General features: G+C 36.6%; 23 protein-coding genes and 7 pseudogenes. 5 read left to right on the top strand and 25 right to left on the bottom strand.

Going from position 1 to position 24,987, the window contains the following annotated elements:
* Positions 1–920: pseudogene (locus tag HFK82_RS05855) on the top strand (ISL3 family transposase); the annotation flags it as partial.
* A gap of 80 nt (positions 921–1,000) precedes the next feature.
* On the opposite strand, the gene HFK82_RS05850 reads toward HFK82_RS05855, so the two are convergent.
* The 17 genes and pseudogenes from HFK82_RS05850 to HFK82_RS05780 all read right to left on the bottom strand — a co-directional run bounded on the left by HFK82_RS05850 (position 1,001) and on the right by HFK82_RS05780 (position 14,017).
* The gene (locus HFK82_RS05850; protein WP_168261131.1) at positions 1,001–1,726 is read right to left on the bottom strand and encodes an energy-coupling factor ABC transporter ATP-binding protein; all 726 of its coding nucleotides are present in this window, start codon (positions 1,724–1,726) and stop codon (positions 1,001–1,003) included.
* Positions 1,727–1,740: 14 nt separating this feature from the next.
* Positions 1,741–2,550, bottom strand: coding sequence for an energy-coupling factor transporter transmembrane component T family protein (locus HFK82_RS05845; RefSeq protein WP_168261130.1), 810 nt, complete (start codon positions 2,548–2,550; stop codon positions 1,741–1,743).
* Positions 2,531–3,535, bottom strand: a complete 1,005-nt coding sequence (cbiM, locus tag HFK82_RS05840; protein WP_168261129.1) for a cobalt transporter CbiM — start codon at positions 3,533–3,535, stop codon at positions 2,531–2,533. Before cbiM ends, HFK82_RS05845 begins: the two co-directional genes overlap by 20 nt.
* Before the next feature lie 45 nt (positions 3,536–3,580).
* Positions 3,581–3,979: a fluoride efflux transporter FluC gene (locus HFK82_RS05835; RefSeq protein ID WP_168261128.1), complete on the bottom strand. Its 399-nt coding sequence runs from the start codon at positions 3,977–3,979 to the stop codon at positions 3,581–3,583.
* Positions 3,980–3,988: 9 nt separating this feature from the next.
* On the bottom strand, positions 3,989–4,360 hold the full coding sequence (gene crcB, locus HFK82_RS05830) for a fluoride efflux transporter CrcB (RefSeq protein WP_240928847.1): 372 nt from the start codon (positions 4,358–4,360) through the stop codon (positions 3,989–3,991).
* A gap of 9 nt (positions 4,361–4,369) precedes the next feature.
* Positions 4,370–4,747 (bottom strand): annotated as a pseudogene (locus tag HFK82_RS09365) (urease accessory protein UreD); the annotation flags it as partial.
* A 12-nt stretch (positions 4,748–4,759) separates the two neighbouring features.
* Positions 4,760–5,050 (bottom strand): annotated as a pseudogene (locus tag HFK82_RS09360) (abortive infection system toxin AbiGii family protein); the annotation flags it as partial.
* Positions 5,051–5,071: 21 nt separating this feature from the next.
* Positions 5,072–5,602, bottom strand: coding sequence for an abortive infection system antitoxin AbiGi family protein (locus HFK82_RS05820; RefSeq protein WP_272869849.1), 531 nt, complete (start codon positions 5,600–5,602; stop codon positions 5,072–5,074).
* Entirely contained in the window at positions 5,586–5,939 is a 354-nt protein-coding gene (locus HFK82_RS09155; protein WP_272869848.1) for an abortive infection system antitoxin AbiGi family protein, read from the bottom strand. The genes HFK82_RS05820 and HFK82_RS09155 overlap by 17 nt, the downstream gene beginning before the upstream one ends.
* A 48-nt stretch (positions 5,940–5,987) precedes the next feature.
* Positions 5,988–6,476, bottom strand: coding sequence for a hypothetical protein (locus tag HFK82_RS05815; RefSeq protein ID WP_168261126.1), 489 nt, complete (start codon positions 6,474–6,476; stop codon positions 5,988–5,990).
* A 4-nt stretch (positions 6,477–6,480) separates the two neighbouring features.
* Positions 6,481–10,842, bottom strand: a complete 4,362-nt coding sequence (locus tag HFK82_RS05810; RefSeq protein ID WP_168261125.1) for an Eco57I restriction-modification methylase domain-containing protein — start codon at positions 10,840–10,842, stop codon at positions 6,481–6,483.
* A 3-nt stretch (positions 10,843–10,845) separates the two neighbouring features.
* Positions 10,846–11,541, bottom strand: a complete 696-nt coding sequence (locus HFK82_RS05805; RefSeq protein ID WP_168261124.1) for a DNA methyltransferase family protein — start codon at positions 11,539–11,541, stop codon at positions 10,846–10,848.
* Positions 11,542–11,859: 318 nt separating this feature from the next.
* Positions 11,860–12,216 carry a transposase gene (locus HFK82_RS05800; RefSeq protein WP_168261123.1) on the bottom strand — a complete coding sequence of 119 codons (357 nt, stop codon included), beginning with the start codon at positions 12,214–12,216 and terminating at the stop codon, positions 11,860–11,862.
* Positions 12,213–12,578 carry a plasmid mobilization protein gene (locus tag HFK82_RS05795; protein ID WP_018166603.1) on the bottom strand — a complete coding sequence of 122 codons (366 nt, stop codon included), beginning with the start codon at positions 12,576–12,578 and terminating at the stop codon, positions 12,213–12,215. The genes HFK82_RS05800 and HFK82_RS05795 overlap by 4 nt, the downstream gene beginning before the upstream one ends.
* Positions 12,571–12,860, bottom strand: a pseudogene (locus tag HFK82_RS05790) (DUF5962 family protein). The gene HFK82_RS05795 and the pseudogene HFK82_RS05790 overlap by 8 nt, the downstream one beginning before the upstream one ends.
* Before the next feature lies 1 nt (position 12,861).
* Positions 12,862–13,721: pseudogene (locus tag HFK82_RS05785) on the bottom strand (phage replisome organizer N-terminal domain-containing protein).
* An 11-nt stretch (positions 13,722–13,732) separates the two neighbouring features.
* Positions 13,733–14,017: a DNA-binding protein gene (locus HFK82_RS05780; protein WP_168261122.1), complete on the bottom strand. Its 285-nt coding sequence runs from the start codon at positions 14,015–14,017 to the stop codon at positions 13,733–13,735.
* 152 nt (positions 14,018–14,169) lie between these two features.
* Here HFK82_RS05780 and HFK82_RS05775 point away from each other — a divergent pair, with 152 nt between their 5' ends.
* Positions 14,170–14,688, top strand: coding sequence for a helix-turn-helix domain-containing protein (locus HFK82_RS05775; RefSeq protein ID WP_168261121.1), 519 nt, complete (start codon positions 14,170–14,172; stop codon positions 14,686–14,688).
* Positions 14,689–14,742: 54 nt separating this feature from the next.
* A pseudogene (locus HFK82_RS08760) lies at positions 14,743–15,896 on the top strand (tyrosine-type recombinase/integrase).
* A 382-nt stretch (positions 15,897–16,278) separates the two neighbouring features.
* Here the strand turns inward: HFK82_RS08760 and HFK82_RS08755 are convergent.
* Positions 16,279–16,674 carry an HNH endonuclease gene (locus HFK82_RS08755; RefSeq protein WP_154626012.1) on the bottom strand — a complete coding sequence of 132 codons (396 nt, stop codon included), beginning with the start codon at positions 16,672–16,674 and terminating at the stop codon, positions 16,279–16,281.
* 61 nt (positions 16,675–16,735) lie between these two features.
* Here HFK82_RS08755 and HFK82_RS05755 point away from each other — a divergent pair, with 61 nt between their 5' ends.
* Positions 16,736–17,416: an IS6-like element IS1216 family transposase gene (locus HFK82_RS05755; RefSeq protein ID WP_168261119.1), complete on the top strand. Its 681-nt coding sequence runs from the start codon at positions 16,736–16,738 to the stop codon at positions 17,414–17,416.
* Between the two features lie 55 nt (positions 17,417–17,471).
* Here HFK82_RS05755 and HFK82_RS05750 read toward each other — a convergent pair.
* From HFK82_RS05750 to HFK82_RS05735, 4 genes and pseudogenes are all read right to left on the bottom strand, one after another.
* Positions 17,472–18,431: pseudogene (locus HFK82_RS05750) on the bottom strand (IS256 family transposase); the annotation flags it as partial.
* Positions 18,432–18,610: 179 nt separating this feature from the next.
* Positions 18,611–19,555 carry an SDR family oxidoreductase gene (locus HFK82_RS05745; protein ID WP_002295192.1) on the bottom strand — a complete coding sequence of 315 codons (945 nt, stop codon included), beginning with the start codon at positions 19,553–19,555 and terminating at the stop codon, positions 18,611–18,613.
* A 13-nt stretch (positions 19,556–19,568) separates the two neighbouring features.
* A complete protein-coding gene (folE, locus tag HFK82_RS05740; RefSeq protein ID WP_226994652.1) occupies positions 19,569–20,222 on the bottom strand; it encodes a GTP cyclohydrolase I FolE in 654 nt (217 codons plus the stop codon).
* Between the two features lie 242 nt (positions 20,223–20,464).
* Positions 20,465–21,019, bottom strand: a complete 555-nt coding sequence (locus tag HFK82_RS05735) for a restriction endonuclease subunit S (protein WP_239472562.1) — start codon at positions 21,017–21,019, stop codon at positions 20,465–20,467.
* Positions 21,020–21,099: 80 nt separating this feature from the next.
* Between HFK82_RS05735 and HFK82_RS05730 the strand changes: the two genes are divergently transcribed.
* The gene (locus HFK82_RS05730; RefSeq protein WP_168261118.1) at positions 21,100–21,387 is read left to right on the top strand and encodes a transposase; all 288 of its coding nucleotides are present in this window, start codon (positions 21,100–21,102) and stop codon (positions 21,385–21,387) included.
* Between the two features lie 953 nt (positions 21,388–22,340).
* Here HFK82_RS05730 and HFK82_RS05725 read toward each other — a convergent pair.
* From HFK82_RS05725 to HFK82_RS05715, 3 genes are all read right to left on the bottom strand, one after another.
* A complete protein-coding gene (locus tag HFK82_RS05725; protein ID WP_240928844.1) occupies positions 22,341–22,796 on the bottom strand; it encodes a hypothetical protein in 456 nt (151 codons plus the stop codon).
* Between the two features lie 18 nt (positions 22,797–22,814).
* Positions 22,815–23,920 (bottom strand): IS3 family transposase gene (locus tag HFK82_RS05720; RefSeq protein WP_168261114.1). Its coding sequence is split into 2 segments (ribosomal slippage): positions 22,815–23,644 and positions 23,644–23,920, totalling 1,107 coding nucleotides; the frame shifts between segments, so codons are not numbered across the junction.
* A 232-nt stretch (positions 23,921–24,152) separates the two neighbouring features.
* Positions 24,153–24,980 (bottom strand): carbohydrate ABC transporter permease, encoded by an 828-nt coding sequence (locus HFK82_RS05715; RefSeq protein ID WP_148525817.1) that lies wholly within the window; start codon positions 24,978–24,980, stop codon positions 24,153–24,155.
* Positions 24,981–24,987: the final 7 nt, after the last annotated feature.

Below are 24,987 nucleotides of genomic sequence, written 5' to 3'. Positions count from 1 at the left end.
TCAACCTCAACTGTCATCCGTATGCTCAATGAGTTTCAGTTTAAAACCAACTTGAATCACCTGCCTACTGTCATGAGCTGGGATGAGTATAGTTTTAAGAAAGGGAAAATGAGCTTTATCGCTCAGGATTTTGATAACAAGAATATCATCGCTATCTTAGATGGACGAACACAGGCAGTCGTCCGCAACCATTTCCTGCGTTATCACAGAAAGGTCCGTGAACGTGTACAATTCATCACTATGGATATGTATAGTCCTTACTAACAGCTGGCCAAACAGCTTTTTCCGCATGCTCAAATCGTTCTCGACCGTTTTCCCCTCGCTTTCTCATTTTTTAAGCTCGGGCTAAAATAGTCCACTGGACTAGTTTACTCCAACATCTTAGTCGTTCTATGAACCGTGTTCGTATCCAAATCATGAACCGATTTGACCGTAAATCAATAGAATATCGAGCTCTTAAACGCTACTGGAAACTGATACAGCAGGATAGTCGCAAGATGAATAACAAGCGATTTTACCGTCCAACCTTTAGAGAACATCTAACAAATAAAGAAATTCGAGATCGACTCATCAGCTATTCAGAAGAATTGAAATGTCATTACGACCTTTACCAGCTCTTACTGTTCCACTTTCAGGAGAAAAACACTGATCACTTCTTTGAGCTCATTGAAGACAATATCATGCTCGTGCATCCAATCTTTCGGACGGTTTTTCGAACCTTCCGAAAGGATAAGAAGAAAGTCATCAACGCCATTACTTTACCTTACTCTAATGGCAAACTCGAAGCTACTAACAATCTGATCAAGGTTATCAAGCGGAATGCCTATGGCTTTAGGAACTTTGAAAACTTTAAAAAACGCATTTTCATCGCTTTGAACGTCAAAAAAGAGAAAACCAATTTGGTTCTCTCTAGATGTTAGCTAGCATCAACCCACTACAGTTGACAATGAGCCACTTTTGGGGTGCAGTTCATGGGGATTTCTGCTACTTTTTGGTATGTCTATATATTGTCCAAATACTCGATAAAGTCTGGTAGGTCTTCCAAATCTTTGAGGAGGACTTCTTTGTCAAGTGTATGGTCTTCTGTAAAAATATAAGCCTTATCAACGAGGTATCGAATTTGCGTAAAATGGTTACTTGAGATGATAAAGGTCTTGCCAATCGTTTGAAGTCGTTGAATCAGCTCTGTAATGAGTTTGCGATATTTAGGGGACAAGCCGTTAAAGGGTTCGTCAAAAATAATCACGTCTGGGTTCATGACTAGGACACTCGCGATAGCGACTAGTTTCTTTTCACCACCTGAGAGGTGATAGGGCACGCGCTCCTTGAGGTGGTTAATACCCAGCAATTCTAGGCTATCCATGACACGTTGCTTGACTTCGTCTTCTGATAAATCTAGGTTACGCAAGCCAAAAGCTACCTCGTCATAGACGGTCATGTTAAACAGTTGAATGTCGGGATTTTGGAAAACAAAGCCAAAATGGCGATAAAAATTGCCGACTTTTTGATTATCATTTAAGAAATCAGCATCAATCTTATCGCCTTCAAAGAAATATTCTCCGTCCTCAAAAGGGCACAATCCGACTATCAACTTCAATAAAGTGGATTTCCCTGAACCGTTGGGTCCCATGATACAGACCGTTTCTCCCTTAGAAATGTCGAGGTTAATATCATGAATCCCAATACTATTTGTATAATGATAATTTCCGTTTTCTATTTTAATCATCAGCGACTCCTACTTTAGATAAAATATAAGACAATCAAGGCAACTAATTCGACTAAAACACCGAAATCATAGCGGTTAAAAGGGAGGCGTCTATCCAAAGAATACCCCTTTGAATCACGGGTATAACCTCTTAGCACCATAGCTTGGTAGGTTTCGGTTGTGCGTTCTTTTGAGGACAAATACAATTGTCCTAATAAGGCCCCTAAAACTTGGCGGCTCACGTGTTGCCCCAAGGTCCGCAAACGAATACTGTATAATAATTCCTCTAAAAACATTCCTAGCATATAAATGTATTTTATCGTGATGTCAATGACTAGGATGATAATCGTAGGCAGATGCCATTGACGAAGCGCTAAAATAAACTGCTGCCACGAGGTAATGGTGAGGAAGATGGAAATATTCACTAAAATCAATCCAACGCGTATCAAAAATAGGGTCATATCGTTTTGGCTAATCACAATACTTGGGAGTAAAACAATGGCAGATACGATAAGCAAACGAAACAATTTTTTGATAATGTTAATGATAACTGAACCTGGCAAAACGCTCAATTTGATAAACAACAACAGTCCTACTATCCAAAGATAGGTTAAGCTGGTTCCTTTTAAAATCATGATAGTGTAGGTAATTAAAGATAGTAGGCGTATCCAAGGGGATTTTTTGGAAGAGTAAGAAACGTTGGTATTTGTTAAAAAATTAAGCAGGCGAATAACACCCCTGATGTTGATCTGAATGTAATTGCGATGGGGGTCCGTCTTGATGTTATCGTGATTTTCTGCGGTTAACCAAGTAGGTAAAGTTAGATTAGTCTCTCTCTTTTCCATTCAGACTTCCTAATACTTTCCCGATTAAAACAAAGATAATAATGGCAGTAATAGCACTCAAAATATATCCTAGTGGGAGATTGGTGCCTGGAACTGTGTAGTCACTAAACAAACTTTGATAGTCCAATCCTTTAGCCATCCCCTGTGGTAATTGGCTTGCTACACCTTCTGATTTTAATTTATCTAGCATTTCAGATTTTGACCATTCGCCAAAGGCTGTTCCTTGAGCTAATAATCCAATCGGGCTCAAAACCACTAGAGCTCCTAAAAGGTAATACAAGGGTTTAAAGGATGTTTTGGCATTTTCTGACTGAATAGCGGCATTTTCGTAGAGTTCATTTGGAGTAACGCGTTTAACAAAGCGGTAAATGACGTAAGTAAAGAAGGCTTCGATTGGTCCTGCAAACAAGAGGTGCGTCAAGGTCATGGCAGGAACTGTGATTGATAGTGGGTAAGGATTGTAAAGGGCTTGACCACTAGCCGTATGGAAAAGAACAGGTTGCAAGCCTAGTTCTACCCCAACTAGCAAGGCAGATACATTGATACCAATATAAGAACCAAGGATAACCCCAAGGTCACTGTGATGGCGTTTGGCAAAGAAACGGTAAATAGCATAGCCAACAAAAGGCATCACGCAGGCCATGTTAAACACATTGGCGCCAAGAGCGATAATCCCGCCATCTGCAAATAAGAAACTCTGCAAAATCAAGGCAACCGTTATGGACAGACAGGCAGCGTACGGTCCAATCAAAATGGCCAGCAAAGTTCCTCCAACAGCGTGTGCCGTTGTACCACCAGGAACAGGCACATTAAACATCATAATCAAAAAGGAAAGGGACGAGGCAATCCCTAACATGGGTGCGAGTTCTGATTTTTCGCTTAATTCAACCTTGACTTTTCGCACAGAATAGCCAACAACAGCGAGCGCTCCTGCAGCCAAAACCGCACACGTTTCTGGACTTAAGTAATTATATGGTATATCCATACGATATACTCTCTTTCTTTTAATTCACTAAATCAATTCATTAAATTATTTTACTAAATATTCTTTAACTTTATTGCCCAAAGTCAATCGAAGTCCTACGACTACCGCAGCATAGCCGATAACGAGATTTAAGACAATATAACAAGCAGCTTCTATCACACGATTGGACGCCAAGAGTTGCACAATGCCGACTGAAAACGATGAAAAAGTCGATAAACTACCACAAAAACCTGTCACGATAGCTTTGTTGGTAAAAGGATTGGTCACGTGTTTGATAAATAATCCTGTAAAGCAGCCGATAATCAGGCAGGCTAGTATATTGACACAAAGAACAGCAAAGGAAGACCCCCAGCTAGCAGGTGTGAGATTTCCAACTAAAACACGAAGACCACCACCAAAAAAGGCACCACTTGCAATTGCACTGTATTTTTCACTATTTTTCATGTTCCCCTCCTAAATGATTCCATAAAGCCATCGGCCTACATAAACACAGAAGATACAAATCAGAACAGAGGCTAACCAGTAGAGCCAAGCGATGCCTTTAGTATTTGCCAAGACCATCTTGTAGTGTTCCAGCGAGTAAGTTGAAAAGGTCGTCAAACCACCACAGAAACCGCCGATGAGAAAGACATTTGCCCTATGGGACAAGGCATGATTGGCAGCCATACCAACCAAGACACCAGCAAGCACAGAGCCAATCACATTGGCCCAAAGCGTTCCCCAAGGGATTTTATTGCCTTTGACATTGAGATTATCACTTAAGATTGAACGCAAAAAGGCACCAAGGATAGCCCCTAAGCCTCCTAAAATAACATCTAAAAACATCATTTTCACCTATCGAATGTGAACATCCGGCTTTCTAAGATTGATTGGAGAGAAGATTTTGATTTCTTCGCGGTAAAAATTGGTAAATAACCACATGAGGCGACGATTTTCGTGGTAATTTGGTCCAAGCACACGCAAGACCACACCTGAATCAATTTGAGTAACACCATATCGACAATCCGTATCAATACTAGCTAGGACTTCTCTGAATTGGTCCACGTGTTTTTGCGTCAAAAGCGGGTCAATAATGGTCACGGAATTGTAATTTTTGTATCCTTCGAAAAAGCCAATCTCACCCATATCATCTTCTAGCGGGTCACAGACAAGAAAGTCATTCAACAACAAGCGGTCGTTTTGTTTGATGGTCATTTTCAAACCTGCAAAACGGTATTGAAAAGGTGATTCATCTAGTTTGAAAACTTTTTGAGTCCTGTACATAGCTTCAACTAATTCATCAATACTATGTATCGTCATACCTTCAAATTCTAACGGAAATTTTATCCTTACTTGAAAGCTGTTCTCTTGACGGCTCTTTTTAGAACATAAGACATACATATCCTTCGTTCCTTCCATTAGCTCATATGAATAGCCTCTAGGTGCTGACAAGTTGAGTTTTTTTCTTAGAGCAGTCGGAGCTTTAACTTCTTTATTATTTTTAGAAAATACCGAATCAAACTTTGAGATGACCATCACCAATCCTCCTTTGACTCATCATATACCATTATTTTTGAGATTAGAATATTTTTTTTGAGATGATAGTCTCTTTCCTTTTCGTTTCCCTCTAATAAATCGAATTAAACGTTCCTTATGTTGAACAGTTTCTACAAATATATACCTTACATCTTCTACATTAAATTTTAATACCCCATTACGTGTTTGTGGTATGCTATTCGTATAAATTTTATTGATTTCCTCAGCACGAATATCTTCTTCCTCAACCAACATTAAAGGGAGTTCTCCCGGATTTAATTGCGGAATATATCTCCACTCATGTTCATCTTGAAAATTCTTTGTTATTTCTATAACATTATTATCTTTATCCCTACGTTTCATCTTACCTACATAGGGTTTAATCATCCGAATATACTCAAAAATGAAATTGGTTAAGACTTCATTAATACCTGCAGCAGTATTTACCTGATTTAATAATAAATGCATAGCATTTACCAGCTCTTCTACATGAGCAGAGTTCTCATTAAGATAATGAATTGGTTGTATTCCCTTCCTAATTCCAAATTCCAAATTCCTTATGAAAGGCTATTGAAAACTTACCATATCCCTGATCGATTGATGACACCGAATTTCCTTCCGCATGATAACTTATCTGGTGTAAGGGAATATCACAAAAACATGTCATGGGAATATACCATTCTGTTAAATCCTTAAAGTTAGATTTTAAGTTTAGATAACTGATGTCCTCAGGATAATACCTCGGACAAATGGCCATATTAAGTATGGCTTTTTCCAAATAAGAGTACTCTCTCATAAAATTAAATAATGCATTTGCTGTAATCTTTGATCGAGTAACTTCAAAATCATCTAGTTCCTCTTTGGCTTGATAATTTATTATTTCTGTCATTCTTCTCCTTATTGTCACCTGTTGAACTGAAACAATCTCAGAATATATCTATCTTTTCTTATTCTTAGAAAAATTCCCCAATTTAGATTTTATAGCATTTGCACAAATCTCAGTTAATGGTTCTCCTATCGCTTCTCTATAATTGAATCCAAGAAGTTGCATCGTTTTTAAAGTATCTTTGTTCAATAATTCTGCTATCTGTCGAAACGATGCTGACTGTTCTTCTGTGACATTTCCAAAAGAGCTGAATAAAGAAATAATTCGAATAAGGGTATTATGGAGATATTCTATATCCTCATCCTTAATAGTGACCTTTTCATATTCTTCTTTATAGATTTGTGCAATCCGGAGAGCCTCAGCCCTTTCAATAATTAACTCATTAACAATGTCATCGTAAGCACTTCTAAGTTTATCTGCTTCACGCTCAGTTTTCATTGATTGGATTTTACTATTTATTTTAGCTGTTGTTCCTTTGACAGCTAATATACCTAGTTCAATTCCAGCATTGACTACTGATTCTGTAAAATAAGGCTCCATATTCCTACCCCATCTCCTTCACTTTACTCTCAATAAATTCAATATCATCATCCGAAAGTCCATATTTTCGATAGAGCTGTGCGTCTAACTCAGCGATTGATTGTGACCAATCAATGTCCGAGTTGGATGTAAAATCTTGTAGAGGAACATTTTTCCAAGTTGATGCTGTTTCATTATGTTGTGTTATCTTCATTGTCCCTAACATAACTCTTGTAAATTTTGTTTTAAGGTATTTCAAAAGATTTTCTGCTTCCTTATAACTTTCAAAAGCACCAAAGGAGATAAAAGTTTGTGTGTGCCCAATATGAGGAGCAGCAACAATTGGAGAGGAAAGTACCTCACCAAGAATCCCACTACCATTAGAACCTGGGAGAATTACTTTATATTTTTCTAAATTTGGATGAGCTGTCACATAATCTTTCTGAATATATTTAAATATTCTATCATTACCTTCACGTCCATAAATTTGAATATCTAAATCAGACTGTCTCGTATTAAAAAATATTTCAGGAAGGCGAGAAAATATGTTTGTGAGCATGTATGTTCTAGTCTGCGGACTAACAACTCTTTGTTCAAACTCTGGATAATCACTGTATACTCTTTCTGTTAACTTATAGCTATTAAATCCAAACATGACTTCATTAATAGATTTAAAATTACTTGTAACTACTTTATCAAGTATTTCATTTAGTTCTTCATATGCAGTAAAAGTTTTAATAGAACCAAATGTTTCATCACTATTCCTATAAGTTACAGCCACACCACCCTTAATATCTGTATTAGGAAAAATTTCTGAGCTACTTTGAGTATAAAACACCACTTTTAAATGCTCATCATTAAGCATTTTTTCATTCCAAAACTTTGGTGTCTGACCAGCATTAAATAAGAATCTAGCTGGATGAATCATTACAACCTTTGATGAAAGTTCTGCAGCTAAATCTAAAAATTTATGATAAATAGGTTCCGGTCTTTTACCAACCGCTTCTTCCTGATACGGAGGATTTCCTATCACTACATCAAATTTCACGTTCTTAAAGACCTCCTCTACCATTTCTTTTCCTTTTTTGATATCTACTTTTAGTGTATCGGTCAAATTTTCAATGTAGGTGACATTGGTTTTGTACTTCCGATAGCCTGTCAGTGTACGTTCGGTAATGGTTTTTGCCATTGGCGTTTTGGCAATAGCATAGATGTTGTTCGCTAAAATATCCTGATAAACTTGGTCAGCTTCAAAATGGTTGTCATCATTTTCTGCCACTCTTTGATAATACAAGCTAATGGCACTATGAAGAGGGTAGAGACCTGTCTTTGAGTTGATATCTAAGATTTTCGTATCTCGTTGATAGATTGATGGGGTCACTTCATTAGACACCCAGTGAAGATTTGACGTCGCACCATCTGTCACCGACTCAAAGTTATCATCATAGAAGTTCAACCCACCGACAGACTTAGATAGTTGGAGATTGACCACGCGCCATGGTGTCAGTACCGTTTCCTTATCAGGGTTTTTAAAGGTACCAAACAGCTCTGCAATCTGCTCCGCACGCTCGATGAAGTCCAGATCATCAAAGGATTTGGCACGCTGACGAATGATACGACCTGCTTCGATAAAGACCTCAGCATCATAATACTTGGTAATCTCACTAAACATTCCCTTTGTGAAACCTTTTGGCATGAACTCTTTCCACGATTCATCATCCACCTGCTTGATAAAGTCTTGAATGGTGATATCTTTTGATAAATCGACCGCCATACCGTAAATCATCATCGGAATACGGATAGAAACCCCACGTAAGATAGAAATCATATTTTTCCGCTGTTTCTTCGCTTCTTTTTGTTTTTCGATAACCTCTAGATCTTCTGCTGTTCGTTTAGCTTTTGGTTTCTTTTTAGCTTTTTCAGCTTGCTCATGCTCTTCAGTTGTCAATCCATTTTCATTAATTACAACTTTCTTAGGCGTTTTTTGACTCTGTGTCTTACCAACGATAGCATTTAGTTTGGTAAACATGCTTGCATCATCAGCGGTTAAAGTTAAAAGATTGTCATTATATAGACTGTCATCTTCGAAACCTGACCGCACTGCCTTTTCAGCATAAACTTTCTTGAGCTGTGTCAGCATTCTATCCACATCGTAGGTCTTCATTCCATTGTCTGAAGCCCCTAAGATTGGCATAAAGTTTAGAAGACGAGCCATAGCTTGCTTTTGTGCTTGCGTATTTTTCTTCCCTACACCTGAGTTAATCTGGACACTCTCCGCCATGACCGTCAAGGCTCTATCAGGGGCAAAATCAAAAACATAACAATTTGTCTTCATTCCCAATTTCTCATGAGAAAAAGGCGTCTGGGCACGGAAAGCAGCTTGTAGGTAGTTCATGGCACTATTGGTATTAGACAAGAAGAGAACAGCTGTCCACTCTGGGATATTGACGCCTGTTGTCAGCTTACGAACAGTCAGGGTAATGGTTTTTGTCTGCGAAGGGTCTTTACCAATAGCAGAACGAACTTTCTCTATGTCCGCATCGTTAGCAATTCCATCATCGCTACTTGCTCCTCGAACAACATTAACAATTTTATATTCTTTCCCGAAAATAGGGTGTTCTTTAAGCAAGTCCTCAAAAGCATTAGCTTCCTTAACACCTGGCATAAGCCAAAGCGTATGACGCAACTCTTCACGATAAGACTTCGTTGAAAAAGGGTAGTTCGTACGACTATCTGGATGTGTGATATTATCTAAGAATTGGCGAACCTCTTGCTTATAAACAAGTTTACCATCCTCAGCCACACGGAAAAATTCTCTAAAGTTAAACGACTTACTCTCATCAGAAAAACGTTCCTTATGCTTCATTTCAAAAGTGTACATCGATACTTTTGGCAAAGTTTCATAAGGATTTGGCTCACTTGGACGTTCTAATTCCCACTTCTTCTTAGCCTGTTGTTCCATGACATAGTCCCAAGTATAAACTTGCTCCTCGTCAAATTGATCCAAAAGATTGAAAGGTGTCCCAGATAGTTCAAGTATCTTTGTATGCTCTTTGACCAATTCTTTCATAACAGTGTCACTGAGCTCGGTTTGCGTTCCCTCGTGCGCCTCATCAATGATAATCAAATCCCAATCCACATCTGCAAAATCTTTCAGATTGGTTTGTCCGCCATTATACCGAAGCAATTGGATTGAAGCAAAATACACAAAAGGTTTTTCTCCTCGCTTCAGGTTTTCAAGCGTTTCTCCTTGATTGACTGAGCCATAATCATACCCATCGGCGCTCATCTTCATTTTCTTGAAATCATCAAACCAAGAATCCGCCACAACAGGACGATGAGTCATGATGAGCACTCTTTGAAAGGCTTCATTCTTGACCAATTGCAAGGACGTCAAGGTTTTACCAAAACGCATTTTAGCATTCCAGAGCATTCGGTCTTTTTTCTTAAAGACTTTTTGAGTCTGCTCGACCGCTGCCTCTTGTTCTGGACGAAGGGTGATAACTGGTTCTTCAATAAATGATTCTTTAGCAGTAATATTTAGATAATTTCTACCTTCTTTAACAGCTTTAATAGCAGCCTTAGCTGTCTCTAAATCCGTCTTGAACCACTCTGTTCCTTCCAGTTGTTCAGCCTGTTTAATCCCCGAACGCTTCAAGACATTATGCACATCATAATCATGAAACCAGGACTTGGTCGCCTTTTTGTAAGCAAGCTCTACCCAACCAAGCGTGTAAGGAAGACCAGATGTTTTCATGTATTGATTAATACGTTTTGGGGCAACAGTACGTAAAAAGTCACTATTTGGCGACCAATCTGTCTCAATATCATCCGAAGAAACGCTACCCTCACCAATTTTTTGAGTCCCTTCGAAGGCATTAAATAGTCCACTTTCATTGTTAACTGTTTGAATATAGATAAACTTCCGCTCAGCCGTAGTGTACATTTCTTGTGCTCTCGGTTCTAAAAACTGACCAATTGCACTGGCTTTAATATCCGGTTCAATATAGGTCAGCATGACCCAAGCTAGTATGTCAAAGACTTGTTTTAGTGATTTTAAGGCATTTTCTTTTGTCGCATCTTCTGGATTAAGGACATGGGCAGAATTATTCCCCTTTCCCTTGATATCATAAAAGTGATCGACAATTATTTTATTGGGAATAAAGTCTCTTATCTCTCTTAGTACGTCATTAAAGGTGGCGCGCTCACTAATATCTAAATATTCTCTATCGGCAACCAACCTCGCTGTATTCTCAGCAACTTTTCTCACCTTAGTCAGCGTGCCTTCATAGTCCCCATGTGTATAGTTTTCTTCAGCCATGTTTATGGTTCTAAAAAGCTCGGCTGTATCTATATCAATTGCCAAAAATTCAAAATTTGAAATCATAGCCTAATCTCCTAGTAAATACACTTTTTGAATGGTTATCTCTTTTATCACATCTGCTTTTTTAACAGATTCATTCTCAATAATAAATTCATCATCTATATCAAAAAAACTCAGTTGTCCTTCCACGACTGTCCGATTGTCTTCTACTTCTTTACCCAAAAGTTCTGAAAGTGCAAAAGGGATTTTTCTTACCAAACTTGGATGACCTTTGACCAGTTGCCACTCATTGAACCTGATAGGCTCCCCTGTAACTGGATGCTGCTGAGTCAAGGTATTTCCTCTCACAATATTTTTATGAATAAGATAGTGTGCTGATTGATAGATATCATTTTTGCTATTTAGTCTAGTTCCAAAAGCTTGCTCATACCAGTCTAAATAACAAAGAAACATCCGTGAACGTGCCACTTCCAAATTATCTTCTAAAAACTCTATGCCATATATGGACGAGAGAGCAATCAAAGACTTTGTTTTCCAATTTCGTTTGTCATACTGTCTGACCACAGCCTCTAGCTTTCTCTCTAAAATAGCTTGCAAAAAATTGCCATCGCCTGCAGATGGCTCTAAAAAGGTCTTATATACACTTTCACAAGCTTCTTTCACTCCAGGAGTATCCAGCATTTTCTGAACCATCCAAGCAGGTGTAAAGACTTCTCCATGTTTTTGAACACGTTGTTTTGATTTAATTAAGCTCTCTTCCAAAACCTACTCCTTGAAAACGATTATATCTCCACCTATTATACCATTTTCTAACTTTATCTCGAATTATTTATCAAGGGTTCTGAGGATTCTCCCCAGATATTAAAAACATCAGGAAAATTGTCGGTTCGACCTTTCCTGATGTTTTATTTTTTTCGATAGTGTGTATACACTATCTGAGCTCGCAAAGACCTAAAATTATGTTTTTGTATCAATTCTAAATTCCCCGTGCCAGACACGGTGGCTGACATTGTCAGACAATCATTTTTTAGAAGGACATAAGAAAACTGCAGATAAATTCCTGCGGTTTCATTTACTTATTTAATGTTTAGTAGACTTCTTTTTCAGGTTAACTGAGAGTCCCTTTTCCAATTCATCCAATAATTGAGTTATAAACTGACCAAGTTCTATAAAATTCTGTTGTGAAATATTTCCAACCTGAGTTGACAACTTGGCAATCATATTAATTGATCTGCCAATCTGAATGAATCGCTCTGTTAGTTGCTCATACTCTGGAAAATTAATCGTCCATGATTCAATCTCTTGGTTAAATAATTTCTTTCTGGCAAAAGCGGAAAAGTTTGACTCTTTTTCATTAGCCATTAATGCTAACAATCTTTTATTCTCATCCTCAGTCAAAAAGACTTGCTTCACGATATTTTTAATTCTATTTTTCATTCATCCACTTTTGATAGTAACCTCGCCTTTTTCGTTTTATGGTATTTAAGGAACGATTTTTCATATTTTTCAATCATTTGAACACTGTAAGTCATAGCTCGTAATGCTTGAAGATCCTGAGATTGCTCAGCTATCCTTGCTAACTGATTGATATTATTTTTAATTCGCCTCAAAGAAAATATCAAGTCTTCAAATGAAGTTTCATCAAATACCACAACAATAGGGAATTTCTTAAATAACATTTTCCTAGCATAGTTAGAAAAATTCCTTAAACCTGTATAACTGATAAGGTAGTTTAGCGTTTGATTCTGCGATTTTGTGATATAGAATTTTTTCAGAACTGTTCGATAACGCTCAACCACGATAAATTCTCCTTATGTATTTTCTGCCTGAGACACATCGTATTCCCTCAAATATTCTACAAGTTCCTGATAATCTTGCAACAGCCCTTCTTCTAAATTTGGGAAGTCATTTTCTCTACTCTGGATAATAATTTCTAATTGATTGACAATTTCTCTAATTTAGAAACTATAATCCAGGGTTTCTTCCTCATACTCTGCTTTTAACCCTTGATACCGTTGTAACTCTTCTTCTGATTTAAAACCAGCGACTAGCATATTCTCCAATTGATAATAAATTGTCATTCTACTCTTCTCCCTTTTGGTAAAACTTTCTAGCATTTTCATGAGCAATTACCTTGCTTCCAATAATCGCTCATCTTTTAGGCGCTCCATAGAGCTCATTAAATAGGCTAATGGTGACTCTACATCATTAGGAATACGACCTATCATTCCCAAGACTTCATCAGAAGTCATATAGCCTTCGCTTAAAAACTGTCCAATCGCCATTTTTTGCTTATGCGTTAGGGTGTAATTATAGGGGTAAATAAAACGATCGTTATATCTATCCGCAATCACTTGCAAAAGAGAATGATACTCTGGTTTGAGATAAGTTGTTGACTGATCTTCTGTCTCTCTAGAACTATTATCTAGTATATTCTTATTCTCTTTCTGATTCTTGTTCTTAATCTGTTGCGTTACTTGACCGTTACTTTCCGTTACAGGTAACGTTTCTGTAACGTTACATTCTATTGATAAACTATCTTGCCCACTTACTAGAGCTTTTTGCTTTTGACGATGACGAGCCACTCTTTCTCTGGTTTGCCGACGAATTTTCTCAAGACCATCAATGTTCTGATGTTTTTCCCATTTAGGAATTGTGACTGCTCCATCCACAAAAGCAATCATTCCAAATTGTTCAAATGTTTTCAGAGCCAGCTTCACAGTCGTTGACTTTCTCCTAAAGACTGTAGTTAACATCTCTTCTGTATAAAAGACCTTATCTCCTAGAGCTAAGACTCCACTGTAATTCTGTTTACCTGCTAAAACGAGTAGTTTAAACCAGATGACAATTAAAGTATCTCCTTCGGGCATTGACTCAATCAACTGTATTTTTTCATCATCAAAGATATCTGTAGTAATCTTAATCCATTGTACTTCACTCATACGTGTACCTCCTATCTTTCATATTGCTTTAGCCATCTAGTGACAGCTCGTTTATCGTACAGAGTTATCCCATCAATGACCATTGTAGGCATTCCTTCTCGTGTCCATTTTTGAAGGGTTGTCGTTGATACATCAAGCCACCTAGAAAGAGCGGCCATCTGAACCATAGGTTTGTATAGTTCTTTATCTTCTAGCGCTCTTTCAATAGCTGTAGAGACCATTTCATCATAATGTGCCCTTAACTGTTTTTCCAAAACTTTGGGAAGTTGAACAACTAAAGTCGCTTCTTCAGACATATTATTACCTCGTTTCCGTTTCTCAATTAAATAAACTCCGAAATTTGTATATTTTATTATACATTTTAAATTATAAATACTTTTTGTATCCTTGTCAAGTGGTATTATACTTTTTGTATTAAATGTGTTAAAATATCAACTAGGAGGTAACTATGACTAATAATATAGCTAAACTTATCGAAGAAAGTGGCAAAAAAATAAAAGTTATCAGCGAGGCACTAGATATATCCTATCCAACATTATCTAGCTACAATCAAGGAATCCGAAAACCTAAAAAAGAGAATGCTCAAAAGTTAGCGGATTATTTTGGTGTCTCAGTGGCATACATCCTTGGAATTGACGAAGAAAGGTACGCTCCATCAAATTTAAAAATCGTCACTGATAGTTTCAAGACATCTGAAATTACTTCTGTAACACCTTTTAAAAGCGATATGGAGAAGCTTAAGAAAGGAATCGAACTAGGAGAGATTCATTTGTCTATGCCCTTAAATGAAGGCTTCTCAGACGATTTTAGGCGCATTTTAGCGCGCTACTTGATCAATCATGAGGAAGAATTCATGAAAACTTTCACTAAACACATGAATAGTTTAAAACGAGAGTCAGAAATTTGGCAAACCTGGATTCAGACTGAAGAATACCGAATTAGACAAGAAGACCGACACAAAAAATAAACGAACAGTTTCTCAATTACATAAGCTCCGAAAACTTAGAAACGGAGAACTGTTATGTCTGTACACAAGTACCAATCTACAAAGGAGTCACCTATTTTGTTAAAGTTTACCTTGGTCTAAACGACTACGGTAAGAAAAAATATTATACTAAATGAAGATTCAAGACGCGCAAAGCTGCCAAAGCTCATGAAACTGCTGTTAATCATCAGTTGAATAGTGGAACTTTTGTCCATATTACTGCTCAAACAACTTACACTTACCAAGAGCTTTATCAAAGCTGGTATGAAGCTTATAAAGATACTGTTGAAGCAACTACTGCAGCCAAAACTGCCGACCTCTATCGCCTACATATTCTTCCTGTCTTTGGAGAAAAGAAAATTTCAAAAATCAGTCCTTTAGATTGTCAAACCTTCATCACTGACAAAGCCAAGACATTCAAAAACATGAAGCAAATCAAATCTTATACTTCTAAAATATTTGAATTTGCCATTAATATGAATTATATTGAACGAAATCCTATGAGCAAGGTTATTATGCCTAAACTCAAAAAAACTGTCAGTGAGAACTATTGGACAGTTAACGAGTTGCATCATTTTTTGACAATCATTTTAGAAAATGAACCTTATAAACATTATGCACTATTTCGATTACTAGCATACAGTGGGTTACGAAAAGGAGAGCTCTACGCCCTTAAATGAGAAGATTTTGATTCTGAGAATCAACTATTAACAGTTAGCAAAAGTTTAGGAAGAATAGATGGCCATGCCATTGAAAAAGGAACTAAAAATACATTCTCTGTGCGCTCTATCTATCTTGATGATGAAACCTGTTCTATCCTCAACAAACGGAAACAGGAAACTAGCAGAGAAAAGTGGCAATTATCAGTACAGCCTCTTTCTCTCGACAAAGAATTTATGTTTACATACTACAACCGAGATGGTGAGATAGAACCCTTACACGCTGACTATATCAACAATATTCTAAAACGTATTATACGTAAGCATAATCTTAAAAAGATTAGCCCACATGGGTTTAGACACACTCACGCAACCTTGATGATTGAAATGGGAATTGACCCAGTCAATACTGCTAAACGCTTAGGCCATGCAAGCAGCCAGATGACTTTAGACACTTATAGCCATGCTACAAAAGCTGGTGAAAAACAGTCAATTACAAAATTTGCAGAGTATCTTAATAAGTCTAAATGAACTAGATTTATTGCTCAGCCTCATATTGACCAAAAACCAAGTCTCGAAAGATTACCAAAAGGATTACCAAAGCACTTTTTTCATCAAAAAAGCACCTTGCGAAAACTTCGCAAAGTGCTCTGAAACGTTGATATAACTGAATATTAACGTTTTGAGAATTGTGATGCCTTGCGGGCTTTTTTAAGACCTGGTTTTAAAAACTTTTGTTTGAATTAATTTCAAAAGCTACTAAAATCAACGTTTTCATGGGTTTTCAGAACTCAAAACTTCATCTAATTTCAACTAATTTCATCTGAATGGTGTGAATTTTACCCCAAAAATCACTGAATTGAGCTAATTTATACCGAAAAAGTTCACAACATTTAAATTATTCGGAAATGAATCAAAAATTAGATTTTAATCCGTTATGATGCCTACATAGCATTTGTAAGTTACCTCGCTCAGTTTTTCCACCTTTACTCCATGGCATAATATGGTCTCCAGCCATTTCTTTATAAGTCCAAATATGGGTCATGTGATCATACTGTTTGTCGGTAATACATACAGGGCAATTAGAGCTATTAGATTTTTTAGTTTCATTTGTCTGTTCTTTATATTTAGACTTCTTATCTGTTTCTGTAAATGCTCGAATTGATAGCAATTTTATCAATTCGGTTTTTTCTTTACTAAGTAAATATTCATAAATGCCTGATTTCTTTGAAACATCACTATCCTCATATAATTCAGATAGCCTTTGTTCTATATCAGAGGGATTGTAGGAATTATGGTTCTGTTGCAAATTTTTAAATCTACTATCAAATAAGGTAGAATAATAGAAAAAGATAGCAGGAGGAATGACGATGAATCATTTTAAAGGAAAGCAATTTCAGCAGGATGTGATTATTGTAGCCGTGGGCTACTATCTTCGTTATAACCTTAGCTATCGTGAAGTTCAAGAAATCTTATATGATCGTGGCATTAACGTTTCTCATACGACGATTTATCGTTGGGTGCAAGAATATGGCAAACTACTCTATCAAATTTGGAAAAAGAAAAATAAAAAATCCTTTTATTCATGGAAAATGGATGAAACGTACATCAAAATTAAAGGAAAATGGCATTATTTGTATCGAGCCATCGATGCAGATGGTTTAACCTTGGATATTTGGTTACGTAAAAAACGCGACACACAAGCAGCCTATGCTTTTCCTAAGCGGTTAGTGAAGCAGTTTGATGAACCGAAGGTTGTAGTCACAGATAAAGCCCCCTCTATTACAAGTGCCTTTAAGAAACTAAAAGAATACGGCTTTTATCAAGGGACAGAACATCGTACCATTAAATACCTGAATAATTTGATTGAACAAGACCATCGTCCAGTAAAGAGACGCAATAAATTCTATCGAAGTTTACGCACTGCCTCACCCACGATTAAAGGCATGGAAGCCATTCGAGGATTATATAAGAAAACCCGAAAAGAAGGCACTCTCTTCGGGTTTTCGGTCTGTACTGAAATCAAGGTATTAATGGGAATACCAGCCTAAGATATTTGGAGTTCAGAGAGGGCGCGTTTGATTTTCAAACTTCGCAACAGAACCCTTTAGGAAATTGAGTGAAGGTCAAGAGATTTTCGGTCTCTTGAAGAGAATGGGTCATCCTGGGATAACGTTTCTGCCACTTGTCAATAAAAGTTTGAATCATTTCTTTACCTTCTTGAGTAGTACTGGCGTGATGAATTTTTTTGAAATCACTGGCTACTTCTTGACGATCAGAAATACGAACTTTTCCCATAATGTTTCGATTAATGTGCACTAGGCAACGTTGAAATTTTGCCTGAGGGTAATTTCTTTCGCAGGTATTTTGAATAGCAGTCATGCCATCGGCAACAATGAGTTGGACGTCAGTTAAGCCCCGAGAAACAAGACTACCTAGCAACTCTGACCATGCAATATCTGATTCCTGTGGGGCAATAAGATAGTCCAAAATTTCTTTCTCACCAGAAGAAGTAATTCCTAAGGCAATGTGTACTGCTTCTTTTTGAACAGCATCACGTCTTAACGGAATATACGTCGCGTCTAGAAATAGACAAACATATTGCGAATGAAAAATAGGACGAGAATGAAAAGCAGTCACTTGTTCGTCCACCATTTTGGTGATGTTAGAAATAGTAGTTGGACTATAATGTGAGCCATACATTTTTTCAATTAAATCAGCAATTTCTCTAGTGGTAATGCCTTTTTCATAGAGCTGAATGATGGTTGTTTCTAAACTATCAATACGATGAGTGTATGGAGGAATCAACGATTGATGAAACTCTCCTTTTCTGTCCCTAGGGACACGGACATTGATTTGACCAAACTGTGTGTCTAGTCGTCTGGTGTAATCGCCATTGTGATAGTTTCCGTTATTAAAGCGCACATAAGGATCATATCCTAAAATAGCAGTAAGTTCGCTTTCTAAAAGAGAATTCATTGTACTTTCAAGTTGATTGCGAAAAACTTCTGTTAAATTGGTATTTTCTAGTAGTGCTTGAGCGATTTCTTTGTTAAACTGATTCATAGGTAAGACCTCCGTTTGATTTGGTTTAGTCGCTTTAATCATACGAATAAGGTCTTCCTTTTTCAATACCCTAATTTACACAAACTATTTTACGCTCTCAAAAGTTAAACACCATGTTACCTTGATTATACCAAAACTCAAGTGTCTTCTAAAGAGGAAAAATTCCATCAAAAATAAGGCTATTTTTCAGTCATTTTTCGAGCAATAATATTTTCTCCTCCAGCTAGATTTAAAATATTCCCTGTTAAATATTCAGCACTATCTTGACAGAGAAAGTAAATCGTCTGCGCCACATCTTCACCCGTGGCTTTTCTTTTAGAGTTGGCATTTTCAAAAGCACTTGAGATAGTGTCGGTTCTTTTTACTTTGTTGAGTTTTTCAGTTTTTTCAACGGATTTTTCCTGTTCAGCTTCTTCAGGGGCCTTTTCCTTTTTGACTTCTTCAAGAAATTTTTCTTTTCTAGTACCTTCAATGAATTTTTCTTTTTTTGCCTGTTCACTTAATTGTTCCTTTTCAGCTTCTTCAATGCTTGCTTCTTTCCACTGGGCTTTAATATCTCCGGGGCAAACCATATTTACTGTAATATTAAATTCTTTTTCTTCCACTGCTAGAGTTCTAACGGCAGCTGCCACCCCTGTTTTTGCTGCACTGTATGCTCCTCTTTGAGGCCAACCAGTCACTCGTTCAATTTGATCGTAACCTAACGTAACAATCCGTCCCCAGTTTTGCCTTTCCATATGTGGAAGAATTGCCTTCATTAAATAGAAGAAACTATTTAAATTAGTATTCATCATGTGCAGCCATTGATCCGTGGTACAGTCTTTTAATTTAATTTCTTCATGAATAAATGGACCAGCATTTAAAATTAGAATATCTAACTGACCAAAATCTTGATAAATTTTTTCAGTCATGTTCACTACTTCCTCTTCCCTTCCAATATCTCCTGGATAAAGGCGGACAGTGGTGGAAAAAGAAGTCATTAATTCTTGCTGAAATTCTTGGGCTATTTTTTGATTATGGTGATAATTTAAGGCAAGTTGATACCCAGCTTTCGCAAAAATAAGGGCTATTTGTCTCCCAATTCCTCTTGTTCCTCCTGTAATAAAGACAACTTTATTAATCAACTTCCCTACCTCCTCACTTAATGGCCATCATAAACTCTGAACGTAACGCAGGATTGTCCCGATAGACACCCCGGCTTACTAGGGTAAAAGTTTTCGCTTCTTCTTTTTTTGCCCCGCGACTTGAAACGCATAAATGTTTCGCTTCAATCGCCACCATTACACCACGTGATTCTAAAACTGACTCAATAGCATCGGCAATTTGATTGGTCAATCTTTCTTGCACTTGAAAACGTCTGGCGTAACCTTCTACTACTCGAGCAATTTTAGATAATCCTGTTACTTTTTTATTAGGAATGTAAGCCACATGAGCCACTCCAAAAAAAGGAGCAAAATGGTGTTCACACATGGAATAAAATTCTATATCTTTCACAATAATCGGATCATTTTGGGTAATATCAAAGGTTTTTTCTAAATGAGAAGCTGGGTCTTCCCTGTAACCTGTCGTATATTCTAGAAAAGCTTTGACTACTCTAAACGGTGTTTTATCTAAATCAGGATTTTTTTCGTCTTGTCCACACAAGGTCATTAAGGTTTTTAAGGCGTTCTCTATTTCATGAACATCTTCTAGTTTTTCTTGAAATTGGGAAGAATTTTTATTTAAGTTGGGAAAATTACTTTCTAATAAATTTTCTTCGCTATAGCGGTCTTCATTATAATCTTCATTCATCGTCATTCCTCCTGCTATCTTTTTCTATTATTCTACCTTATTTGATAGTAGATTTAAAACTTTGCAACAGAACCGAAAATATAGTAATTCTTTTTTTCATTTGTATCTCCTCAAATATAATTATACTCTATACATTATCTATTGTACCACTAAACAAAAAAAACAGCCCCTATAATCTACTCTTAAGATTATAAGGGCTGTTTTTATAGCGTTTATTAGGGGTTATTATATAATTATAGACCCTAAACAAACATTTTCTGTAAGAAGCCTTTTTTCTGTTCCTTAAGCAACTCTAATTTACGTTGATGAAGAGCGATAGTCTCGTCTAGCTGTTTGAAGAATGAACCTATTTTTTGTTGTTCTTCCAATGTAGGAACATTAATAATTAAATCTAGCATTGACTTTTTAGAAATATTTTTCATACTCCCACTAGTTCCTGTAGCAAGATCACGTATTTTTTTTATGTTAGCTGCTATATTTATAGATTGTATTAACCATTCGGGACTAAAATTTCCAGCAACTTGACCTTGCCATAATCTATCTGGCAGAAAAATATTATCTATACTTTCTCTAACTAATCCAGAAGCACCAACTAATTCTGGTGTATTCATACGACTGATAATAATTGAATTTTTTATTAATGGTGTTTTAGCCCTAGCAACTTCCTCTGAAACAATTGATTTTACTTCAAGTAAATCAATATTTCCCATTTTTATTGCTGATGTTTTTAATATAAAATAGCCTGTATCATAATCACTAGAATTTACACTTACGCCAGCTTTTAAATTTACTAGCATTTCCCTGATCTGATATAATTAAGTTGTAACACCTGTGTATAGTTTGGTAAAATACATACATAATCCAAGGAGATGTTACAATGACAAACAATCGTTACGAGCCTGAGCTCAAACAAAAGGTTCTTCGCCTCTATCTGGAAGAGGGACGAACCAAGAAAAGCCTGACCGAAGAATATAATCTTGGACAAGGCACACTGACATACTGGTTACAGCAATACCGCAAAGAATGTGATAACAGCTCAACAAAACGGGAAGAATCTGATTCATACGAAGTTGCAAAAAAGCTACGCAAAGAAATTGAAGAACTCAAAAAGGAAAATGATTTTTTAAAAAAAGCGGCAGCATTCTTTGCGAAGGAAATCGATTAGCTCAGTACCAGTTCATCTAGAAATATCAACAGACATTTGGGGTCAGATGGCTTCTTAGAAGAATGAACATCTGTCCAAATGCTTACTATAATTATCTTAAAAACAAAAAACATGCTTATCGTCAGGAAAAGGCAGAGATTCAACGTAAAATTGTTGAAATCTACCACCGCGAAAATGGAGTTCCTGGATACCGAATGATGAACGATTATCTTAAGGGTATCGGAAGCATTCGTTCAGATCTGACAATACATCATTTTATCACTTCGTTCTTGTATTACAATGTGATAGCTTGCAGTATTTATGGTTTTATATAGTCTATTTTGTTGTGAGGATTGTAACCGAATAGGACGCAATTCTTATTACAAAATCAATGACAAAGGGCGATTAAGGAATAAGCGCTGGGGCATTTTATCTTTGAGGAAGTTCTTGATGGATCAGAAAAATGTATCACAAATTTAAACAAAGACTCACTCATTTAAGAGACGCTACTAGCATGAAATTTTGTTGTTGCGATAAGCAACTTCTGATACACGATTTTTAGCCATTACATCACTCGTTTTTAGAGTGATGTGTAAGTGCGCATTGCACTCTTTTTTTACGAAACAGCCTTCCGAATAATCAAAAAGAGCTAAGGGAAATTTTCAGGGAAACTTTTGATTTTCGAGCAAAAAAAGACACCCAAGATAAAAATCTTGAATGTCTTGAAATGTTGATGTAATCGAGTTGATTAACGTTTTGAGAATTGTGAAGCTTTACGAGCTTTCTTAAGACCTGGTTTGAACAACTTTTGTTTGACTAAATTTCAAAAGTCTTTAATATCAAGCATTTCTACGCTTTTCTGAAAGTGTTATTTCAATCAATTTCAACTAATTTTATCTGAATGGTGTGAATTTTACCCCAAAATTACAAAGAATTGAGCTGATAAATACTAAAAGTTCACACCATTAGTTAAATTATTTTTTGTTACGTACGTTTTTCTTAGATGATAGACCTCCTAATTTATTTCTTATAGCATTTGAACAAACCCCCGTTAGAGGTTCTCCTATTGCCTCCTTGTAATTAAATCCCAATAATTGCATAGTCTTTAAAGTATCCTTGTTCAGTAAAGCAACTAATTGTTTCATTGAATCTTCTTTCCCATCTTCAACACTAGTAAATGAAGATAGCAGAGAAATAACCCGTTCTAAAGTATTGTGCAAATACTCAATATCTTTATCATCAATATGTACTTTTTCATATTCTTCTTTATATGCCTGAGCAATTCTGATTGCCTGTTCTCGTTCCGAAAGCAACTCATTTACAATTTCATCATAAGTATTTCGTAATTTATCGGCGTTACGTTCTTCCTTTAATGATTGAATTTTACTGTTCACTAGTGTTGTTTGAAAAGGCAACACTTTTCTGTACAATTTTTATAAAGTGTTTTTCTAAGCGATGAGTCGAATAGCCATTGGTGTTTGGTAATTGAGACTGCCATGAATCCGATGATAGTTCCACCAATGGACATAATCTCTCGTTTTGGCAGCTAATTCCTCAAGCGTACGGAAACTTTCTTGGTTAATAAATTCGATTTTAAAAGCACAGTAAGTACTTTCTGCTACAGCGTTATCGTAAGGACAGCCAGCTTGGCTTAACGAGCGAGTAATATCAAAAGCTTCAAGCATCTCATCAATCAGCTGATTATCAAATTCCTTGCCACGATCTGAGTGAAATAGATTTACTTTCGTCAGAGCGTAAGGAATACTCTGGATGGCTTGCTTAACCAGTTCTGCTGTCTTATGCCAACCAACTGACAATCCTATAATTTCACGATTATAGAGGTCGATAATGAAGCAAACATAAGCCCAGCGGTTCTTGACACGAACATAGGTAAGATCGGTAACGATGGCCTCTAAGGGATTCTTGGCATCAAACTGACGGTCGAGGTGGTTGGGGATTGGTGCCTCATTTTTTCCCTTGGAATAAGGTTTAAAAGCAGCTTCTTGATAGAGAGACACTAGATTTAGTCGTTTCATCACGCGGCGAATACGACGGCGTGATACCGTGACCCCTTCTTGCTCCAGCTTTTGCTTGATTTTTCTAGCTCCATAGCGCTTCTGATTCTCTAAAAAAATCTTCTCAACGGACGCTTCAAGCTCTGACTCAGCAACAAGGTCAGCTGCCTTATAGTAGTAGCTAGACCGAGGTATTCCTAGCAGGCGACACATAGCTGAAACACTGTATTTATCCTTGTTAGCAGTGATTACTTCCCTTTTTGTGCCATAATCACCGCTGCTTGCTTTAGGATGTCTACCTGCATTTCCAATTCTTTGTTTCGTTTTCTAAGGGCAATCAGTTCACGTTGTTCATCTGTCAGATTATCAACCGACTTAAACGATCCAGTCGTTCTTGCTTGTTTTACCCACTTATCAAAAGTAGATGGGGTTAAGTCATATTCTTGAATGAGTTCACTGCGTTTTCTTCCTGCTTGGTGAAGATCAACAATTTGTTGCTTAAAATCATCCGTAAAGTGACGACGTGGTTTTCTAGACATAATTTTCTCCTTTATTGGTTCAAGTGTAGAACACTTTATAAATTCTGTCTAGTTTAGTGTAACCTATTCACTCTTTATCCTTAATATCTAGATTAAAATCTTCCACAGAATAATGTTTCGCATTAGAATATTTTTTATAAATATGATTTAAATTTAATTCAACCATTGATTAACTCCTCTTATCAGATAAATTTAGTAAGCATTTTGGAAGATTAATCTCTCTAATTTTCCCTTATTTAACCGCACCATTACTCATTCCAGAAATAATTGATTTTTGGAAGAATAGATAGACAATAGTGATAGAGACTAGACCAACAAAGTAACCTGCAAAGCTTGGTCCAAAGTCTGTTGAGTAAGTTCCTTGGAAATTGTATTGGAACAGTGGCAAAGTCCAGGCTTTATCATTATCATTTAACATAAGTAACGGAAGCATGAAGTCATTCCAAATCCACAAACCATTCAAAATAATAGCGGTTGCATGCATTGGTTTCATCATTGGGAACATGATAGAAAAGTAAGTCTTAACTTTACCAGCACCATCAATAGAGGCTGCTTCATCCAGACTAACTGGGATAGACAATTTAATATAACCTACATAAAGGAACAAGGTCTGAGGAATCGCAAAAGTGATATACAGAATGATTAGACCTAGTGTATTGTGCAAACCCATCTGTCCCATTTGTTGAGTTACTGGAATCATAAGAACTTGGAAAGGAATGAAAATCCCAATGATCATCAAGCCATAAAGAATTGAGAAAATCATTTTCTTACTCATATTACGCGCGATAGAGAAGGCTGCCATGGGTACAAAAATGATAATCAATAACAAAGAAACAATTGTAATGAGTAGGGAATTTCCATAGAATACAGTAATCCCTTCTTTGAATAATTTAGCAAAATTATCCAGGGTCAAAGGATTTGGTAAAGAAAAGAAATGCTGGGTAATCTGTTGATTATCTTTAAAAGAGTTAACCAAGGTCAGATACATGGGAATAAAAATTAATATCGCACCAATCCCTAATAAGAGAGTGTTGGGGATTTTCTCTAGAAATTTTTTCATATGTCGC

It is taken from the genome of Streptococcus alactolyticus, assembly GCF_012277075.1.
GTDB classification, from domain to species: domain Bacteria; phylum Bacillota; class Bacilli; order Lactobacillales; family Streptococcaceae; genus Streptococcus; species Streptococcus alactolyticus.
Note: the sequence above shows the minus strand (reverse complement) of the source record. Positions and strands in the feature narration are given on the sequence as shown.

Excerpts from the sequence above, each read along its gene's own strand:
- HFK82_RS05850 (WP_168261131.1), bottom strand. The coding sequence starts at position 1,726 with ATGATTAAAATAGAAAACGGAAATTATCATTATACAAATAGTATTGGG.
- HFK82_RS05845 (WP_168261130.1), bottom strand. The coding sequence starts at position 2,550 with ATGGAAAAGAGAGAGACTAATCTAACTTTACCTACTTGGTTAACCGCA.
- cbiM (WP_168261129.1), bottom strand. The coding sequence starts at position 3,535 with ATGGATATACCATATAATTACTTAAGTCCAGAAACGTGTGCGGTTTTG.
- HFK82_RS05835 (WP_168261128.1), bottom strand. The coding sequence starts at position 3,979 with ATGAAAAATAGTGAAAAATACAGTGCAATTGCAAGTGGTGCCTTTTTT.
- crcB (WP_240928847.1), bottom strand. The coding sequence starts at position 4,360 with ATGTTTTTAGATGTTATTTTAGGAGGCTTAGGGGCTATCCTTGGTGCC.
- HFK82_RS09155 (WP_272869848.1), bottom strand. The coding sequence starts at position 5,939 with ATGACAGAAATAATAAATTATCAAGCCAAAGAGGAACTAGATGATTTT.
- HFK82_RS05815 (WP_168261126.1), bottom strand. The coding sequence starts at position 6,476 with ATGGAGCCTTATTTTACAGAATCAGTAGTCAATGCTGGAATTGAACTA.
- HFK82_RS05810 (WP_168261125.1), bottom strand. The coding sequence starts at position 10,842 with ATGATTTCAAATTTTGAATTTTTGGCAATTGATATAGATACAGCCGAG.
- HFK82_RS05800 (WP_168261123.1), bottom strand. The coding sequence starts at position 12,216 with ATGAAAAATAGAATTAAAAATATCGTGAAGCAAGTCTTTTTGACTGAG.
- HFK82_RS05780 (WP_168261122.1), bottom strand. The coding sequence starts at position 14,017 with ATGTCTGAAGAAGCGACTTTAGTTGTTCAACTTCCCAAAGTTTTGGAA.
- HFK82_RS05775 (WP_168261121.1), top strand. The coding sequence starts at position 14,170 with ATGACTAATAATATAGCTAAACTTATCGAAGAAAGTGGCAAAAAAATA.
- HFK82_RS05755 (WP_168261119.1), top strand. The coding sequence starts at position 16,736 with ATGAATCATTTTAAAGGAAAGCAATTTCAGCAGGATGTGATTATTGTA.
- folE (WP_226994652.1), bottom strand. The coding sequence starts at position 20,222 with ATGAATGAAGATTATAATGAAGACCGCTATAGCGAAGAAAATTTATTA.
- HFK82_RS05735 (WP_239472562.1), bottom strand. The coding sequence starts at position 21,019 with ATGCTAGTAAATTTAAAAGCTGGCGTAAGTGTAAATTCTAGTGATTAT.
- HFK82_RS05730 (WP_168261118.1), top strand. The coding sequence starts at position 21,100 with ATGACAAACAATCGTTACGAGCCTGAGCTCAAACAAAAGGTTCTTCGC.
- HFK82_RS05715 (WP_148525817.1), bottom strand. The coding sequence starts at position 24,980 with ATGAAAAAATTTCTAGAGAAAATCCCCAACACTCTCTTATTAGGGATT.